Consider the following 18,631-nt stretch of genomic DNA (forward strand, 5'->3'; position numbering starts at 1 on the left):
AGAGAGCATGACGATGGATTTTGCATTTAAATTTATAGTAAGGTTATTTATTACCATGATTATTTCTTTGGTACTAACGCCTTTTATCAAGCTGCTGGCGTTTAAAATTGGAGCGGCAGATAAACCGGGTGCGAGAAGGATTAATACAAAAATTATGCCAACAGCGGGTGGGTTAAGCATTTTTATCTCCTTCAGTTTTTCTGTTTTGTATTTATTTAGAGATACGTTTGCATTTGCCACAATGATGCCTATGATTTTAGGGGCACTAATAGTTGTTGTTACAGGATTGATTGATGATATTTGGGAACTGAAGCCATATCAAAAAATGCTTGGATTATTACTGGCTGCGTTAGAGATTTATTTCTTTGCTGGTATTCAAATTAAATCCTTTACATTACCGTTTCTTGGACATATTGAATTAGGATGGTTGGGTCTGCCGATGACTATATTATGGATATTGGCAATCACAAATTCAGTGAATCTGATTGATGGGCTGGATGGACTTGCATCAGGAGTATCGATGATTGCTCTGGTAACCATTGGAATTATTGGTTATTTCTTTTTACCAAATACAGGTGCCTATGTGGCCATGATGATTTTTGCATTAGTAGCGGCAATCGCAGGTTTTTTCCCTTACAACTTCTATCCGGCAACGATTTATTTGGGAGATACAGGGGCGTTATTTCTTGGATTCATGATTTCTGTGTTATCCTTACAAGGGCTGAAAAATGCGACATTTATTACGATGCTTACCCCTATGTTTATTTTAGGTGTACCTATAACAGATACGGTATATGCGATGATTCGTAGAAAATTTAATAAGCAGCCAATTTCGTCTGCCGATAAAATGCATTTGCACCACCGGTTATTGTCGCTAGGTTTTACTCACAGAGGAGCGGTACTTACAATTTATGCGTTAGCCTTGGTATTTTCATTTATTGCATTACTGATGAACTACGCAAGTACTTGGGCAACCATTCTTTTAATTATTAGTAGTGCTATTGGATTAGAATTATTTATTGAATTGATTGGACTAGTTGGTGAAAATAGACAACCATTAATGCGAACCCTGAAATTTATCGGTAATCGAAAATATCGTCAGGAAGTGCTGGAAAGAAACAAAAGAAAATAAATGATTATGAATGAATTGAGGTTGAGAAGATTACGCTCACCTCTTTTTTTATTACAAAAGAAAAATGTTAGGAGATAAATTGATTCAATGCTCTTAAATTATAAGAAGAAAAGGGGAGAAAAGTAGTAGAAGCATTTTCTTTTTTACGAATTTACTGTAAAATGAAGAGTGATTTTACATTGGAGTGTGAGCTATGAAGGAAGGACTTCTTTCGTTAATAAAATCCAGTTACCTGTTTCTTGTAAGAACGAAAGCAAGACATGTTAAGACTATGCATAATAAAATTGTTTATTTATTAAGCTTCCCAAGTACAAGTCAACCTATCTTAGAAGACTTATATGCAAAGTTTGGTAGCCGTTTAGTTATTTGTTATACAGAAAATGCAAAAAAGAACGCATATTTTTTTCATGAAAAAGGGGTAGAAGTCTATTCAATTGATCAATTTAATGTGCTTATCAACAAAGTGATTCCTTTGGTAAAAGGCGCTAAAACTGTTTTGTGTGATAATTATTTTGCTTTTTTAGGAGCTATTTCTTTTTTTTCTGAAACAGAAGTAATCCAACTTTGGCATGCAGATGGTGCAATTAAAAAGTTTGGGATAGAAGCCAATTATGCAAAAGTTCGTTCTAAATCAGATATTCATCGCTATCAGCAAGTTTACCAGGCTTATACGCATTATGCGGTAGGTTCAGATAAGATGGGTAAGGTATTTGAATCCAGCTATCAGGCGATCGCTGAACAGATGTTACCGATAGGCTATTTACCTTCAGATCGATTATTAAAAGATGATTGGCGAAATTTACAAAATGAGCGATTTTCTGAAATCTTCTCTGACCTCAAAAATAAACGTATTTTATTTTATACGCCCACTTATCGAGAAACTATGACTGAAAATCCTTTAGACTTTGAACAAATATTGAGAGAATTAGGAGAGGATTGGGTCTTTTTTGTAAAAGCTCATCCACATGATAAAGAACTAATTGCTAAATTTGATTCATTAAAAAATGTCTTTTCTGATTTACGAGGATTTACTCTACAAGAATTTTTACCATTTGTGGACTGTTTGGTAACAGACTATTCATCCGTCCCTTTTGAATATACATTGGTGAAAGAAAAAGGAAAAATTATTTTCTTTTGTTATGACCTAGATGACTATCAAAAAGAAGTAGGAATACAAGATGATTTTAATCAATGGGCACCGGGGGCAATTGTTTATACACAAGAACAATTGATTGAGGAAATCAAACAAGAGGAGACTAAAGATTTCAGTGCCTTTAATCATTTATGGAATCAATATAATGACGGGAAGGCGACACGTCGATTAATACAACGAATTGAGGAGAAGGTATGAAACAAGATACAATGATGGGCGTTCCTATAGATGCACTAACTTATGAAGAGATAGTAAAGGATATTCCCGAGTATTTAGAAACTGATAAAAAAATGACAGCAATCAGCGTCAATCCTCAAATTGTAACAGAAGCAAGAAAGTATCCTGAAATTGTCTCCTTTATAAAAGAAAGTACGCATCGCATACCAGATGGAATTGGGATTGTGATGGTTTCTAAGTTAACAAAGGGGCCTATTAAAACACGCGTAGCTGGAATAGAATTAATGACAAAATTTTTAGCTTATGCAAATGAACATAAAAGAAGCGTCTTTTTTTATGGAGCAAAGCCGGAAGTAATTAAAGATGCGGTAAAGAACATTCAAAATCAATATCCAGATTTACACATTAAGGGTGCAGTTGATGGATATACGAAGCTTACGGAAGAAGAGCTTGTTGATCAAATAAACGATCAACAACCTGATTTTTTATTCGTTGGTTTGGGATTTCCAAGGCAAGAGCAGTGGTTAGCAAGAAATGTAGACAAACTTAACGTGTCTATTTTTCAAGATGTTGGGGGGAGTTTTGACGTCTTTAGTGGTCATGTAAAACGTGCCCCTCAATTTTATATTGATTACCATTTAGAATGGCTCTATCGTTCAGTAAGTAATCCAAAACGAATCGGACGCATCTTTCAGTTGCCGGTGTTCGTTTGGAAAAGTTTATTGTGGAAAATGAGAAAGAAAGAGTGTGAAAAATGAAAATAGCAATTGTTGGATACAATATATTCGGTGTCGGTGGCACAAGTCGAAGTAATATTAATTTAGTTAAAGAATTGACAAGAGCCGGTGCCGAGTTGACAGTTTTTAATATTACAGATTTTACGAATGAAGATGTAACAGATTTAATTACTCGTGAAGAAATGAGTACAAAAATTATTTTTTCTCCACTAAATGAAATCTTTTCTATTGTAGAACAAGATGTATATATTTTAACTAGAGAGTCTTTGTTCTTACTCTCTAAAGCAATAAAGTCAAATTTTCCAAAGAGTAAGGTTATTGGAGAAGTACATGCACCTCTAGAACGCTTAAAATTTGAGGAGACGTTTTATCAAGACTCAATTGATGTATTTAGGGTGGCAACAGAGAGCATTAAAGAAAGTTTTAAAAAAATTATAGGAAAAGAAAATGTTGTACAATATCCTGTAAGTATTGAGCACATCAAGTATCAGCAGAAAATTGATAATGAGGTAGTTGCTTCAAATAATCTGGTTATCTATTCTCGATTTGACGAAGAACAAAAAGATATAAGTTATGCTATTCAATTGATACATTACCTAGTCAATACCTTGAAAATCTATCAATTTAAACTCTATATTAAAGGGGCTGGGCCTGGAGCTACATTGTATAGAAATTTAATTCGTTATTATAATATTCAAAACTATGTAAGAATTAATTATGATTTGCCATCGGATTATATCTACTTATCAACAGCGAGATTTGAAACATTTGGATACTCTATCATGGAGGCTTTTGCTGAAGGGCGACGTGTATTGATGTATGAAGGTGATGATAACGTATTGCCAGAAATTTATGGAGATTATGAAACAATTGGATGGTTAACCAAAGATATAGAAAGAGATGCAAAATATATTTTGGATTATATTAGTAAAGTTCGTACAAATGATGAATATTTGCGAGATGTACAGAGAGCAAAAAAATATAGTGTTGTTGAAGATTATGGTAAAAATTATTTGATGAAAGTTGTTAATTCTCCATATTCTTCAAACTATGTAGGACAAGATGACGATAGAGAGCTTGTTCAAGAGATATACAAATTACATGGTCGAATTGAAAGTAGTCTTTCAACTAAATTTTATGGGAAATTGAAACGTACAAAGGGAATTAGAAAAATTTTAAAAAATACAAAAATACAAAAAATTATGCGGTCTTATTACAATAAAAAAAATGGTTCAGAAAGTGTTCTATCAGAGATGAATTTACGAGATGATTTTGTATTTGTTGAATCATTTCATGGAAAGAACTTTTCCGGTGATCCTAAGTATTTAGCTTTAGCTTTGAAAAATAAATATCCTAATTTAAATATATTTGTTAGTTCTATAAATCAGTTGGTCGATATGGAAATCTACAGCTTTGGATGCATTCCTTTGAGAACAGGGAGTAGGCTATATACTACTCGTTTTAAACAAAGTAGATGTGTCATTTTAAATGGAAACTCTTTAGACAAAGTTGGGAAGAATGAACAACAAATTTTTGTAGAAACATGGCATGGATTCCCATTAAAAAAAATGGTTTCAGATCTTGAGGATGAAAAACAGAGAGAAGAAGAAACAGAAGCATTTATACCAAGAATGTTAAAATGGAGCTATTTACTCAGCTCATCTGAAAAAAATACTAAATATATCCAAAGTGCATTTTCACTTTCGAAAAATGAAGATTTAGAAATTCTTGAAACTGGAGTCCCTCGTAATACTTACTTGTTGCTAAATAAAGATAATGTAGAGGAGATACAAAGAGTACATTTTAAATACTTTAATAAAAAAGAAAAAGAAAAGAAATATGTACTTTATTGTCCAACATGGAGAAAAGATTCCAGAGACAATATTTCTACATTGGATCTGATTAAATTAATTAACTTATTACCAAAAAGTTATGAATTGATTGTTAAATTACATCCACATGAATCACATCTACGAAAACAGTACGCACAGTTAAGTTCAAGAATTCATTGTTTTTATAATGAACTTGTAGATATACAAGAATTGTATTTAATCTCAAGTTTATTAATTACGGATTATTCTTCAGCAATGTTTGACTTTGCTCATTTAAATAGAAAAATAATTATTTTTCAAGAAGATGCTGAAGCATATGCATCAAAGATTGGATGGTATTTTGACTTAGAAAATTTAATAGGAATTAGTGGCGCAAATTATTCAGAAAAGAAGCTTGCTGAAGAGATTATTCGCCCATATGATGAATTTTCAACCGAACTGATTACCAAAAATCTTATGACAGATGATTCCGTAGAGTCAACAAATGAGATCATTAATATACTATCAAAAAAAGTAAGTTGGGAGTAAGCAAATGGCACAAGTGATAAAAAACAATAGAAATAGAGTAGTTGAAAAAATATTTAATCGCGCAAAAATCTATAATCTAGAAAATCTTCCGGAAACATTCAATGAAAAAAAAATAGGTATTGATTTGGATAGTACACTTAATATTTTGCAGCTAATGGAAGCTGATGAACGCATTGAAAGTATTTATCAAAAAATGATTGATTCTGACTATATTTTTTATTTACATTACAAAAAAATTTCGTATTTTACTAAAAGAAAATACTTAAAAGAGATTTGGGAACGAGAAGATTTATTTATTGAAAATGAAACAATATTTACAATTGAGAAGCCAATTAATGACAAAGATACTAATGAAATACCACGTAGCTTAATCGTAATATTCTCTTCTTTTCCAGAACGTGAAGCATACATTAGTAGTAGAGTAGCAAAAAGAATGTTCCAACCATACTATACGTATATTCAAAATACACTTATAGAAAATACTTATGTAGTAAGAATATTTGATAATAATCTCACCTTTGGAAGTTATTATATGGATACTGATAACTTTATTAATTATGAAGAAAATATTCAGATGATTATTTCAAATGTTAGAAGTGAATTTAATATTGACTATAATCGTGTAATTTGTGTAGGTGAAGGTAAAGGTGGAACAGGTGCATACTATCATGCTAAATTAGGGGATTTTCATTCTGTTGTAGTTGCACCGATTTGTAATAACCTAGCTAAAGAAAATTACGAAAGAGACGTGGAACTTCCTGCTGAGACAAAAGTTGATCTGGAGAGTAAACTTGATGTAATTAGAGAGAAGACTTCAAAAGGGAAGCACTATATTATTGTTAATGAGTATCTTGGAAAAAGGTACATGGTTAATGAAGAATTTGGTGACACAATTATTAATTATCCTAATCAAAATATTTGTAATATTTCAGAGCTATCAAGTAAGAGTGAGCCAATACAGTCTATGTTGATTAACGAACTGCTATTTTCTGATTTAAAATAAACGAAAGTACTGGAAGAGGAGAAATTGATGGATAGAGATACTAATAAGATACGTGGCATACTGTTTGCTTTGTTTTACAGTATATTATCCATAACATTTTTATGGATAATATTATTAAACATTAAAACGAACATTACTCACTATCAATCAGCATTTTGGTTATCACTAATAATGATAGCCATCGCAATCGTTTTTATAAAAAAAACGAATTTTTCTAAAGTAATAATTGATGGAACCAGGAAAAATGAATTCTTGCTAATAAGTATTCTCTTTCTTATTTCTACAATAATCACAATTTATATTGGTTTGGAGACCAGAGTAGAATTTTTATGGGATTTCGGTATAGTTCAACAGAATGCATTTAATATTGCTAAAACTGGTAATTATGTAGATATTTCTTATTTTGCTAGATATCCTAATAATAATTTTATACTCTTGATTGCTACAGGGATATATAAATTTCTATTCTTAATAGCGCCTAATTTAGATATATATGCAATGTATAAAATTCTTATTGTAATAAATAGTTTACTAATTAATATGAGTATTTTGTTTATTTACCTTAGCTCAAAAAAAATATGGAATTCAAAAGTTGCTTTATTTTCAACTATCATCACTTATACTGCAACTCCCATTTTATTATATTCAGAGATATTTTACACTGATACTGTTGGTATATTTTTTGTATCGTTGACAATGTTTTTGTACGTAAAGTTAAAAGAAACAAAAACATCTTTATCTAGTTTGTTTTTTCTTATTTTAATTGGGATTTCTATAGGATTAGGTTACAGAATTAAAGCATTTGTATTAATTATTGCAGTAGGAATAATTATTGACTTAGTTTTAGGGAAAATAAAATTTCAAGAAAAAATAAAAAAAGTTACAATATTAATTGTAACACTGTTGACCAGTCTGGTTATCACTTCAGCATTATTTACCTCAATAATTCCTGTAACTGATAAATTGAAAACTGAAAATGAGTTTCCGATAGCTCACTGGGTTATGATGGGGTTGAACACTCAAAATGATGGACGATTTGCTCACGATGATTATAAATACAGTCTTTCAATAAATGGATATGAAAATAAGAAGGAGAAGGAAATTGAGAAAATAAAAGATAGAATTTCTGAATTTGGGCCATTAGGATTGGTACGCTTCTTATTTGTAAATAAAGTAACTAGGACATGGGCTGATGGTGGATTAATGACAGATTACTATGGCTCACGTGAAGGATTAGTAAACGGATTTATCCAACAAATATATCATAGAGATACGAAATATAATTATAAATTTCATGTCTATTTTCAAGTAGGTATATTTATACTATGGTTCTTTGTTTTTTTAGGTGCTCTTTTGTTCAAAAAAAGAAATGAAAAGATAGATTTTATAAATATATCGATTTTTGGATTATTTTTATTTCAACTTATTTGGGAATGCAACGCGCGATATATATATTGTTTTATCCCGCTATTTATTATCAGTGCAACTAACGGGTTTGTCACTTTTAAAAATTTGGTAAGAGGGGGAAAAAGAGTAAAACGACATTCAAAAACTTAATTTATATTCCCCTTTATTCAAGTTTCATGTATAATAGTTAAAGTTATAAACATGAAAGTAAGGAGGAGTTGTTTTGACTGATGAGCGAAAACAACATCCAGAAGAAGAGTCTTTTAAAGATAAGATTCTGAATTCTCTGCATGGATCATATGATCAGCCATTTGATGATCCGTTCAATAATGAAGAAGAGCCTGTTAAATATAGCGATAGAGTAGAAACGCCAGATAGCTTATATCATGCTGCCGAATCTGAAGAATCCGTTGGGTCTAGAAGCAATAGAAACAATGAGACAGCCGATGTATCTGAACCTTTCTCTAACGATTTTGAAGAAGAGGGAACCATTAAAGGAAAAAAGAATAAACGACGTCAACAGCGAAAGAAAGAAGACAAGCTTGTTGGTAAGATCGTTTCAATTATCATCTTAGTATTAGTAATTGTGGGGGGAATATTAGGCTTTTCAGTCTACCGCTATGTATCAAGTAGTTTAGAACCACTAGATGCTAAAAATGAAAAATTGGTACAGGTAGAAATTCCAAGTGGTTCATCCAACAAAGAAATTGGAGATATTTTAGAAAAGGATAAAATCATTAAGAGCGGGTTAGTTTTCAACTACTATACGAAATTTAAAAATTACACTGGATTCCAAGCAGGATATTATCAAATGGCTCCCAACATGACCCTTGATGAAATAGGCGATTTACTGGAACAAGGTGGATCAGCTACGCCTGTTGAGGTAGCCGATAACAGACTAACAATTCCGGAAGGCTATGATATTCAGCAGATTGCTACAAAAGTGGCTAAGGTCACTGAGTATAGTGAAAAGCAGTTCTTGGCTTTAATGGAGGATGGAGAGTTCTTTAAAAAACTCAAAGCAAAATATCCTGAGCTATTAGCCGGGGCTGAAAAAGCTGAAGGTGTACGTTATAAACTTGAAGGCTATTTGTACCCTGCAACGTATGATTATTACAAAGGAACGACATTAGAAGAGATTGTGACACAAATGGTTGATAAGAGTAATAATGTATTACTGCCTTATTTAGAACAAATTCAGCAAAAGAATATGACTATTCATGAAGTGTTGACGATTGCTTCTTTAGTTGAGAAAGAAGGAGTTAAAGAAGGCGATCGAAAGAATATTGCTCAAGTCTTCTTTAATCGTTTAGCTATTGATATGCCGCTCCAATCAGATATTTCTATTTTATATGCATTAGGAGAGCATAAAGAACTGGTTACTTACGAAGATACTGCTGTAGATTCGCCTTATAATTTGTATCTAAATACAGGATATGGACCAGGACCATTTGATAGTCCTAGTGAGGAAGCCATTCAAGCAGTTCTTAATCCTACTGAAAATGAGTATTATTACTTTGTTGCAGATATCGAGACTGGGAAAGTTTATTTTGCAAAAACATATGAAGAGCATACAAAATTGGTAGAAGAATACGTTAATAAGTAATTAAATAAAAGAAAATTAAATAAAGCATTTACATTTTGATGAAAGCATGGTAATCTTTTTTGGACAATTCCGTAAAAGATTACCTTTTGCGATTATTTTGCGAAACATAAAAGGAGACAGTATTATGGTAGAGAAAGTATTTCCGATGACACTTGAAGGAAAAGAAAAATTAGAACAAGAACTAGAAGAGTTAAAGACAGTAAAACGTGGAGAAATTATTGAGCGAATTAAGATTGCCAGAAGCTTTGGTGATCTATCTGAAAACTCAGAATATGAATCTGCAAAAGATGAACAAGCCTTTGTTGAAGGTCGAATTACAACATTAGAAAATATGATTCGTTTTGCCCAAATTATTAATAATAATGGCGTTGCTTCTGATGAGGTATCAATTGGAAAAACAGTAACGTTTATTGAACTACCTGATGAAGAAGAAGAAAAATATACGATTGTTGGAAGTGCAGAAGCAGACCCATTTTCTGGTAAAATTTCTAATGATTCACCGATTGCTCAAGCATTGATTGGAAAAAAAGTCGGTGATGAAGTAACGATTGCTACACCTGGTGGAGATATGAATGTGAAAATTACAAAGGTTGAACAGATTTAAGGATTCCTTCTTGTGAGGAGTGACTAAAATCTATAGAGCACATTGCTTTTTTGCAATGTGTTTTTCTATGAATTGAATTATTTTAGGTTGAGTTAATGGACTATTTCGGGCTAAAGTCCTATAGTAATTTCAAAAATTACCCGTTAAGATAAGGTGTATAATAAAATACGACTATGCGAAAGGGAGGGAGATTTATGAATAACCCATGGCGCTTGTTTTTAGTAGGAGAGGCTTTGTTATTCCTACTTGCATTATGGCAAATTATGAGTAATCCAGCGCTACTTATCCTACTCTTTTTTGGTATTTTCAATATAGTATTAGTGGTAAGGAAGAAGAAACAACGCACACATTTTAATAATTTTCAATTAGTTTTAGGTGGTTTAATTGTATTTATTAGTCTGTTAAGCAGCTCTGCTATGTGGATGATGCTCGTTTTAGCCGTTGTTTTTATTGGCTTAAAAGGAGTAGAATTGTCTGGCATTGATATGACAAAAAATACTTTTTGGCGAAAAAAACAAATGATTATGGTGAACACCAAAGAATCAGGTGCTCACAGTGGCGAGAGAAAAAAACACCATTGGTTCGGGAATGAACGAATTGGAAATCAGGCTTATGAATGGGACGATATTAATATTGATTTAATATCAGGAGATACAATAGTTGATTTGGGGAATACACTTTTACCAAAAGAAGATAGCGTGATAATCATTCGAAAAGGGATTGGTCGTACAAGAATACTGGTTCCTTTAGGGGTAGCAGTATGTTTAGATCATTCTGCTCTTTTAGGAAGTGTCTTATTCGAAGGGGAAGAGCAAACCTTAAAAAATGAACAGGTAAAAATGTACAGTAATGATTATGATGAAAATCCTCGTCGATTGAAAATTATTACGAATACCTTATTAGGAGATGTTGAGGTGATTCGCATATGATGGGAAAAATTTCTCGCCCAATGCTTGTCGCCTACTCCTTTTTAAGTACGTTCTTTGTTATTCTATTTACATTGTTTACGTATTTTTTTGCAAGTGAAACAAAAAACTGGTGGTCCCAACTTTTTGAAGTACAAATTTTTCATGTACCGATTCTTTTTCATATTCTTGCACTTTCTTTGGGGTTAAGTTTCGTTACATTTCTACTTATCACAGTCATTCAAAAAGCACAGTATGGTAAAATTGAAGAAAAACTAAGGCTACTTGCGAATAGTGACTATGAAAGTAAGAAGCTAGAGCAGCCGGTTCCACATCCAAATAATGATTTATATATACAGGAAGTGGATAAAGATATTTCAAAAATAAAAGATAAAATGATGGAAATGTCTAAAGAACTTCAGTTTCTAAATAGTCGTCCTCAAATGATGGATGGAGAAACAAAAGAAGAAATTCTCGAAATGGAGCGGCACCGTTTAGCTAGAGAGCTTCATGATTCGGTTTCACAGCAATTATTTGCGGCAATGATGTTAATGTCTGCGTTGAATGAGCAAGCACAAAAGGCTGAGACTTTGGAGATGTTTCGAAAGCAACTAGCAATGGTAGCTGATATTATTAATGCTTCTCAATCAGAGATGAGAGCTCTTTTGTTACATCTTAGACCGATTAGTTTAGAAGGAAAAAGCTTGAAGCAAGGAATTGAGCAGCTACTTATAGAGTTAAAAAGTAAAATTCAAATTAAGTTAAAATGGGAGATAGAAGATGTTACGTTAAATAATTCTATGGAGGATCATCTATTCAGAATTGTCCAAGAATTATTATCTAATACGCTTCGTCACGCAAAAGCCGACGAGCTGGAAGTTTATCTTCATCAAGTAGATCAAAGTGTCTTATTGAGGGCTGTAGACGACGGTGTTGGATTTGATATGAGTCAGAGTAAAACTGGGAGTTATGGATTGACCAACATACGAGAGCGAGTAACAGGAATGGGTGGTACTGTGAAAATTATTAGTTTTAAGGGACAAGGTACAAGTGTAGAAATAAAAATCCCCTTATTTAAGGAGGTAAAAAATGATGATTAAAGTGTTGTTAGTGGATGATCATGAGATGGTTCGATTGGGTGTTTCTTCTTATCTTTCTATCCAAGAAGACATTGAAGTAATTGGAGAGGCTGAGAATGGTCGAATTGGCTATGAAAAAGCGTTAGAATTAAGACCGGATGTTATCCTGATGGATTTAGTTATGGAAGAAATGGATGGAATCGAATCAACAAAAGCAATTCTTAAAGATTGGCCAGAAGCTAAAATCATCATAGTTACAAGTTTTATTGATGATGAGAAGGTCTACCCAGCAATTGAGGCTGGTGCTGCAGGCTATTTGTTGAAAACCTCAACAGCGCATGAAATCGCAAATGCTGTTCGTGCGACACAACGAGGTGAACGGGTCTTAGAGCCTGAGGTGACAACAAAAATGATGGAAAAAATGAGTCGCCGAAATGAACCTATCTTACATGATGAACTAACGAATCGTGAAAATGAAATACTCATGCTGATTTCTCAAGGAAAAAGTAATCAAGAGATTGCAGATGAATTATTTATTACCTTAAAAACAGTGAAGACACACGTTTCGAATATCCTTTCAAAGCTTGAGGTAGAAGACCGTACACAAGCAGCTATCTATGCATTTAAGCATGGACTTATAAAGTAATTTAGCAAGAGATGATGCACTTATAAAAAAGTAAGCGTGTCATCTTTTTTTGTGTAACTATTTCCCTTATAATGGGTGGAAAGAGGATATGTTGGAGGTCATAGACGAGATCTGGCAAACTCGTTTGTTCTTTCAAATCTCTTTTGTAGTCAATTTTTCTTCCCTTTGTTATACTATATTTTGAACATGAGAATAGGAGAAGCGTTATGAAGCAAAATTTTGCAATTGTTGGTCTAGGTCGTTTTGGCGGAAGCATCTGCCGTACTTTGATTGAATCTGGGCAAGAAGTATTGGCAATAGATAATAATGAGGATCGTGTAAATGAATACATGAATATTGCAACCCATGCAGTTGTTGCAAATGCACAGGATGAAATGACATTGCGCTCTTTAGGCATTCGTAATTTTGATCATGTAATTGTAGCAATTGGTGAAGATATTCAAGCAAGTATCCTAGTTACTCTGATGGTTAAAGAAATGGGTGTACCTAGTGTTGTTGCAAAAGCGCAAAATTCCTATCATGCAAGAGTATTAGAAAAAATTGGTGCAGATCGAGTAGTTCATCCGGAAAGAGATATGGGTATTCGAATTGCACATAACTTGGTTTCTAAGAATATCTTGGATTATTTAGAATTGTCAGATGATTTTTCTTTAGTAGAAATTCGTGTGGCTAATCCCAAATTCTTCAATAAATCATTATTGGAGTTAAATTTTCGACAACGCTTTGGTTTGACGGTAGTAGCCATACGTCGTTCAAATGGAGAAGTCGTTGTGTCTCCAGATGCTAATGAATTCGTTCGAGAAAATGATAATTTATTAGTTATTGGCGAGACAGATGATGTAGATGTTCTAGATGAAAAGATGAACATGTAGAAGGGAAGAGACGATATGAAATTAGAAATAACACCAAAAGCACAAGAGTGGTTTAAAGAAGAGATTTCTTTAGCTCCTGGAATGGGCATCCGTTTTTATGGAAAAGTTTATGGGAAAACAGATGTGCATGAAGGCTTTTCTATTGGCATGTCAGCTGAGCAACCTGTTCAGCCGCTTTTAAAAGAAGAAGTCGATGGAATCACTTACTATATAGAAGAAACAGATGACTGGTTTTTTAAAGGGTATGATTTAACTGTTGATTTTGATGAAAAACTGGAAGAACCCAAGTATGTATTTACAAAAAATCAAGAAGATGAAAAGCAGTAAGATAGAGATAGTTGCTGTATGACACTTTAAAGAAGTCTGAAAAGGGAGTTTTCTTTTCAGATTTCTTTTTTATACTTGATGAAAAATGTGCTATACTTTTTGATGAGATGATTGGAGTTGAGGTACATGTTATCAATAGTCATACCTTGTTATAACGAAGAGGAGACAATTTCACTCTTTTATAAAGAAGTAGAAAAAGTACGCCAACAAATGAATGAGATTTTTGAATATATTTTTGTAAATGATGGCTCATCGGATGAAACTTTAACGATTTTACGAAAGTTAGCAAAAGAAGATCCTACGCAAGTTCGCTACATCTCTTTTTCGCGAAATTTTGGGAAAGAAGCTGGATTGTATGCTGGATTGAAAGCTGCTAAGGGAGAGCTCATAACGGTTATGGATGTAGATTTACAAGATCCTCCAGATTTATTACCTTTGATGATGAAAAAAATTCAAAAAAGCGATGTGGATTGTGTCGGGACGAGACGAGTGAATCGTGAAGGAGAACCCCCTATAAGAAGTTTTTTTGCAAAAATGTTTTATAAACTCATCAATAAAATTGGTGATACAGAGATGGTGGATGGAGCACGTGATTTTCGCTTAATGACTCGCCAAATGGTAGATGCTGTTTTAGAGCTCACTGAATATAACCGTTTCTCAAAAGGAATTTTCAGTTGGGTTGGCTTTAAAACAGAGTACCTTGAGTATGAAAATCGTGAACGTGTTGCGGGAACTACATCGTGGTCTTTTTGGAATCTGTTTAACTATTCTATAGATGGAATTATTAATTTTTCTGATACACCATTAAATATTGCCTCATTTGTGGGGGCATTTTCTTGCGTGGCTTCGGGGATTGCCCTAATCTTTATTATTGTACGAGCTTTATTGTTTGGTGATCCAACAAGTGGATGGCCATCTTTAATATCTGTCGTTCTCTTCGTTGGAGGATTGCAGTTGCTTTGTCTTGGAATTATTGGGAAATATATTGGAAAAATCTTTCTGGAAACCAAAAAAAGACCCGTTTATATCGTCAAAGAAACAGAAACTACAAATCCATCATAAGACTAATTCAAATAGGAGTGCGAGTTCATTGCATTTTGATTTCAACAACTTCTATACTAGAGTTGAAGGGTTAAAAAATAAGCGAAAAGTGCCTCTCTATATCTATTTTTTCAAAAATAGATATAGAGAGGCACTTTCTTTGCTTTCAAATAATTCCTTCTATCTTAAACATTTCGTTTTTTTTAATTGTGCGTTGATTTTTTGAGTCACTATCTAATTGCACGAAAGTATTGTTAGTGATGCGTTTAATTAATATCCTTTTCTTAAATTCACTTGATTCATAGAAATTAATCTTGTTTTTGTATAGCTTTTCAGATTCTCAAGAAATATTTTCATGAATTTTTCTTGAAAGTTTGGTGTCATACCAGAAGAATGTGGGGTGATTAGGACATTCTCCATAGACCATAAAGGATGATTTTTAGGCAAAGGTTCTTCTTCAAAGACATCTAATGCTGCAAAGCGTAGTTGTTTTTTGTTCAAAGCATCTATTAAGTCCCCAGTGTTTACTGAAGGGCCTCGTCCCACATTAATAAAGGAAGCTTCTTTTTTCATACTTGAAAAGAATTCGGCGTTATATAGGCCTGTTGTTTCATCTGTGAGGGGGAGAATATTTATGACAATATCCATTGATGGCAAGAAGTCTAGTAATTGGTTTAAAGGATAAACTTTTTTGAAATGAGAGACTGTATGCCCAGATGTGTTGATTCCAAATATATTTGGACCAAAAGGGTATAATAGCTCAGCGAGTCTTTGACCAATTTTTCCAGTTCCTACAATGACTATATTTGTATTTTCTAACGAATGATAGGTAATTGAATCATCCTTCCATAGTTGAACTTTTTGATTTAAGATTGCTTTTCGAATGCCGCGATAATCACAAAGAATGGTTGCAAGAACATGTTGACTGATAGAGTCAGCATGGAGACCACTCGCGTTAGATAAAAGTAGCGAACGTTCAGAAAATTTTTCTAATGGTAAATAGTCAACTCCAGCAGAAATTGCTTGAACCCAGCTTAAGCTAGCGTGTTCACTAAGTAACTCATCTGCTAGTTCTTTATCCCAGCCAATCATTATCTCAACATCAGATACCTGAGAGGGAGCAATTTCGGTACACCACATGTAGCCTGGTGCAATATGATTGATTTGACTGATAAATTCATCACGAAAAGGCCTAGTCGAATAAATAATTTTTTTTGACATAGAATCATCTCCTTATAACTAGTGTACCAAAAAAAAGAAAAAAACAAAAAAATGTGTTTCTTAATTCACTAAAAGAGCCTATATACTTATCAAAAATAGTATATTTGAAAATAAAAAATGTATACACTCGTCTAATCAATTGAGTGTATACATTTTTTATTGATAGTATTCAAGAATAGTTTACTTATTGTAAAGGAGGTAGCTCTCTTTTTGGAAATCCTTTAGCTGCTTGAGAGAAAATAAATAAAGAAACGAGTGTAATGAGCAAGCTGCTATCAAATGATGGTGCGAAAATAAAAATTATCGCTGAAAGAATAGCAGGAACAGTAGCACAATAAATCATCGTTTTTAGTGATTCGAAGAAAGTAACTTTATAAAGCTTTAATTTAGCATAAATATTTGCACCTATTGTTGCAAAAAATAAGGTAACAATTAAATTAATAAAAGAAGGGTATAAGGCGACAAAAAAGGCGACTAGTTGAATCCACCAAGGAACATCTGAGCTATCTAATACAGTTCGTAAATTCTTACCAGATAAGTTTTTTAACGTTTCGTTTGTATAAGGAATATGAAATTGGTCACTACCAAATAACGCAGTGGTTATTCCACCAGTATTTGGTAAGCTCAAAACGAGCTCATCTTTTAAAAGTCCAACGCTTAGAAAGTTACCAATCAAATCAGTCGAGATATCAGTCGCATCTCTTTTTCCTTCTGGATCAAAAGTAAAGATGATTGAGTTCGTTTGGTAGATGAAGCCTTTTGTGTCTGAGGATGTTTGCAGCTTACCATCTGCTATTGTAAAATCAGGAATTTCAGCAGCAATTGCCTGACCGTCTTTTTGAATGTCCTGAAAGACGTTGAGTACCCGAAAAGCGATAGGAACAGAAAGAATAGCACTTAGAAAAATTGTATATAAAATAGTTTTCCAAAACGGTGTCTGTTTTGCATCCTTAAGTTTCTTAAAATTAAAAATAGAGTTGTAAAATAGTTGCCAAGTTTTCATAATAATCTCCCTCGTATATCAAATAAAGACTGATAAAAGTATACAATCAATTTTATAGGAGTGGTTGAAGAAATACAAGGGAAGCATAAAATTATTAGAAAGCAATAATTTTAATGAAAATAATTAAGTGAACATGGTTTTTTTTTATGTATTACTGTATGATAGTTGTGAAAGTAGGGATGTTGTATTGAATAGAGTAAAGAGTGTAATAAATACATTAGAGAAAAAAGGCTACTTAGAGATTTTTCTGTATGTTTTTTTTGGTGGTCTGACTACTCTGGTAAATTTTATTGTTTATTTTATTTGTAGAGAGCTATTTCAAAGTGACTTTATTATTTCAAATACTATTTCATGGATTTTATCAGTGACTTTTGCATTTGTAACGAACAAATTATGGGTTTTTCATTCTAAAACGGATTCTTTTATAGCTTTGTTAATTGAGTTTTTTAAATTTGTCTTTTACAGATTACTTTCATTTGGAATAGATATGGGTTCAATGTTTATTTTACTAAAATGGTTGGATTTAAATGACTATATTGCAAAGGCAGTTACACAAATCCTAGTTATCGTTTCAAACTACTTCTTTAGTAAGCTATTTATTTTTAAAAATACAGATAAAATCATTGAAGTTTCAGATGATGAAAAAAAAGACGAATCACAAGCAAAAAAATTGTAGAAACCAACAGACTCTGATAATCTTAGTAATGGAAACATTATCATGATTTTACAGGAGGAATTTTATTATGACTTACACTTTACCGGATTTACCTTATGCTTATGATGCATTAGAACCTTATATTGATGTTGAAACAATGCATTTACATCATGACAAACACCACAATACTTATGTAACCAATTTAAATGCTGCAATTGAGAAATATCCAGAGTTAGGCGAAAAAACAGTTGAAGAGTTGATTTCAGATATGTCAGCTATTCCTGAAGACATTCGTACAGCCGTTCGCAATAATGGTGGTGGACACGCTAATCATAGTTTCTTTTGGGAAATTTTAGCACCTAATGCTGGTGGTGCACCAACAGGAGCAATTAAAGAGGCTATTGACACTACATTTGGAAGTTTTGATAAATTAAAAGAAGAGTTTAAGACTGCTGCAACAGGTCGTTTTGGTTCTGGTTGGGCTTGGTTAGTTTTGAATAATGGAAAATTAGAAATAACTTCAACACCAAACCAAGATTCTCCATTGATGGATGGACAAACACCTGTATTGGGCTTAGATGTTTGGGAACATGCTTATTATTTGAAATATAAAAATGTACGACCTGATTACATCGAAGCATTTTGGAATTTAGTGAATTGGGATCAAGTGAATAAACATTTTTCAGCATAACATATTGAAGTC

Annotated in this window: 18 protein-coding genes; 16 read left to right on the plus strand and 2 right to left on the minus strand. The window is 32.8% G+C overall.

Annotated features, from left to right (window positions below):
* Window positions 1-13: 13 nt before the first annotated feature.
* From I589_RS15230 to I589_RS15295, 14 genes are all read left to right on the plus strand, one after another.
* Window positions 14-1,132: a glycosyltransferase family 4 protein gene (locus I589_RS15230; protein WP_010767194.1), complete on the plus strand. Its 1,119-nt coding sequence runs from the start codon at window positions 14-16 to the stop codon at window positions 1,130-1,132.
* A 193-nt stretch (window positions 1,133-1,325) separates the two neighbouring features.
* Window positions 1,326-2,483 carry a CDP-glycerol glycerophosphotransferase family protein gene (locus I589_RS15235; RefSeq protein ID WP_010767195.1) on the plus strand — a complete coding sequence of 386 codons (1,158 nt, stop codon included), beginning with the start codon at window positions 1,326-1,328 and terminating at the stop codon, window positions 2,481-2,483.
* Window positions 2,480-3,220, plus strand: coding sequence for a WecB/TagA/CpsF family glycosyltransferase (locus I589_RS15240; RefSeq protein ID WP_010767196.1), 741 nt, complete (start codon window positions 2,480-2,482; stop codon window positions 3,218-3,220). Before I589_RS15235 ends, I589_RS15240 begins: the two co-directional genes overlap by 4 nt.
* Window positions 3,217-5,559, plus strand: a complete 2,343-nt coding sequence (locus tag I589_RS15245; protein WP_010767197.1) for a CDP-glycerol glycerophosphotransferase family protein — start codon at window positions 3,217-3,219, stop codon at window positions 5,557-5,559. The genes I589_RS15240 and I589_RS15245 overlap by 4 nt, the downstream gene beginning before the upstream one ends.
* Before the next feature lie 4 nt (window positions 5,560-5,563).
* On the plus strand, window positions 5,564-6,562 hold the full coding sequence (locus I589_RS15250) for an XcbB/CpsF family capsular polysaccharide biosynthesis protein (RefSeq protein ID WP_010767198.1): 999 nt from the start codon (window positions 5,564-5,566) through the stop codon (window positions 6,560-6,562).
* A gap of 27 nt (window positions 6,563-6,589) precedes the next feature.
* On the plus strand, window positions 6,590-8,119 hold the full coding sequence (locus I589_RS15255) for a glycosyltransferase family 39 protein (RefSeq protein WP_010767199.1): 1,530 nt from the start codon (window positions 6,590-6,592) through the stop codon (window positions 8,117-8,119).
* Window positions 8,120-8,459: 340 nt separating this feature from the next.
* The gene (mltG, locus tag I589_RS15260) at window positions 8,460-9,575 is read left to right on the plus strand and encodes an endolytic transglycosylase MltG (RefSeq protein ID WP_245561643.1); all 1,116 of its coding nucleotides are present in this window, start codon (window positions 8,460-8,462) and stop codon (window positions 9,573-9,575) included.
* A 124-nt stretch (window positions 9,576-9,699) separates the two neighbouring features.
* The gene (greA, locus tag I589_RS15265) at window positions 9,700-10,179 is read left to right on the plus strand and encodes a transcription elongation factor GreA (protein ID WP_010767201.1); all 480 of its coding nucleotides are present in this window, start codon (window positions 9,700-9,702) and stop codon (window positions 10,177-10,179) included.
* A gap of 194 nt (window positions 10,180-10,373) precedes the next feature.
* Window positions 10,374-11,108 carry a cell wall-active antibiotics response protein LiaF gene (gene liaF, locus I589_RS15270; protein WP_010767202.1) on the plus strand — a complete coding sequence of 245 codons (735 nt, stop codon included), beginning with the start codon at window positions 10,374-10,376 and terminating at the stop codon, window positions 11,106-11,108.
* Window positions 11,105-12,184, plus strand: coding sequence for a sensor histidine kinase (locus I589_RS15275; RefSeq protein WP_010767203.1), 1,080 nt, complete (start codon window positions 11,105-11,107; stop codon window positions 12,182-12,184). The genes liaF and I589_RS15275 overlap by 4 nt, the downstream gene beginning before the upstream one ends.
* Window positions 12,177-12,809 carry a response regulator transcription factor gene (locus I589_RS15280; RefSeq protein WP_034685500.1) on the plus strand — a complete coding sequence of 211 codons (633 nt, stop codon included), beginning with the start codon at window positions 12,177-12,179 and terminating at the stop codon, window positions 12,807-12,809. The genes I589_RS15275 and I589_RS15280 overlap by 8 nt, the downstream gene beginning before the upstream one ends.
* 206 nt (window positions 12,810-13,015) lie before the next feature.
* Window positions 13,016-13,681 carry a potassium channel family protein gene (locus tag I589_RS15285; RefSeq protein WP_010767205.1) on the plus strand — a complete coding sequence of 222 codons (666 nt, stop codon included), beginning with the start codon at window positions 13,016-13,018 and terminating at the stop codon, window positions 13,679-13,681.
* A gap of 15 nt (window positions 13,682-13,696) precedes the next feature.
* Complete coding sequence (locus I589_RS15290; protein WP_010767206.1) at window positions 13,697-14,008, plus strand: HesB/YadR/YfhF family protein; 312 nt, start codon at window positions 13,697-13,699, stop codon at window positions 14,006-14,008.
* A 126-nt stretch (window positions 14,009-14,134) separates the two neighbouring features.
* On the plus strand, window positions 14,135-15,070 hold the full coding sequence (locus tag I589_RS15295) for a glycosyltransferase family 2 protein (RefSeq protein WP_010767207.1): 936 nt from the start codon (window positions 14,135-14,137) through the stop codon (window positions 15,068-15,070).
* Window positions 15,071-15,319: 249 nt separating this feature from the next.
* On the opposite strand, the gene I589_RS15300 is transcribed toward I589_RS15295, so the two are convergent.
* Together I589_RS15300 and I589_RS15305 are read right to left on the minus strand one after the other, a co-directional pair.
* A complete protein-coding gene (locus I589_RS15300; RefSeq protein WP_010767208.1) occupies window positions 15,320-16,270 on the minus strand; it encodes a phosphoglycerate dehydrogenase in 951 nt (316 codons plus the stop codon).
* A gap of 184 nt (window positions 16,271-16,454) precedes the next feature.
* Window positions 16,455-17,273 (minus strand): DUF1189 domain-containing protein, encoded by an 819-nt coding sequence (locus I589_RS15305; RefSeq protein ID WP_010767209.1) that lies wholly within the window; start codon window positions 17,271-17,273, stop codon window positions 16,455-16,457.
* Between the two features lie 187 nt (window positions 17,274-17,460).
* Between I589_RS15305 and I589_RS15310 the strand changes: the two genes are divergently transcribed.
* Together I589_RS15310 and I589_RS15315 are read left to right on the plus strand one after the other, a co-directional pair.
* Entirely contained in the window at window positions 17,461-17,949 is a 489-nt protein-coding gene (locus tag I589_RS15310; RefSeq protein ID WP_010767210.1) for a GtrA family protein, read from the plus strand.
* A 67-nt stretch (window positions 17,950-18,016) separates the two neighbouring features.
* Window positions 18,017-18,619 (plus strand): superoxide dismutase, encoded by a 603-nt coding sequence (locus I589_RS15315; protein WP_010767211.1) that lies wholly within the window; start codon window positions 18,017-18,019, stop codon window positions 18,617-18,619.
* Window positions 18,620-18,631 lie beyond the last annotated feature (12 nt).

This window comes from Enterococcus phoeniculicola ATCC BAA-412, from assembly GCF_000407505.1.
GTDB lineage: Bacteria > Bacillota > Bacilli > Lactobacillales > Enterococcaceae > Enterococcus_K > Enterococcus_K phoeniculicola.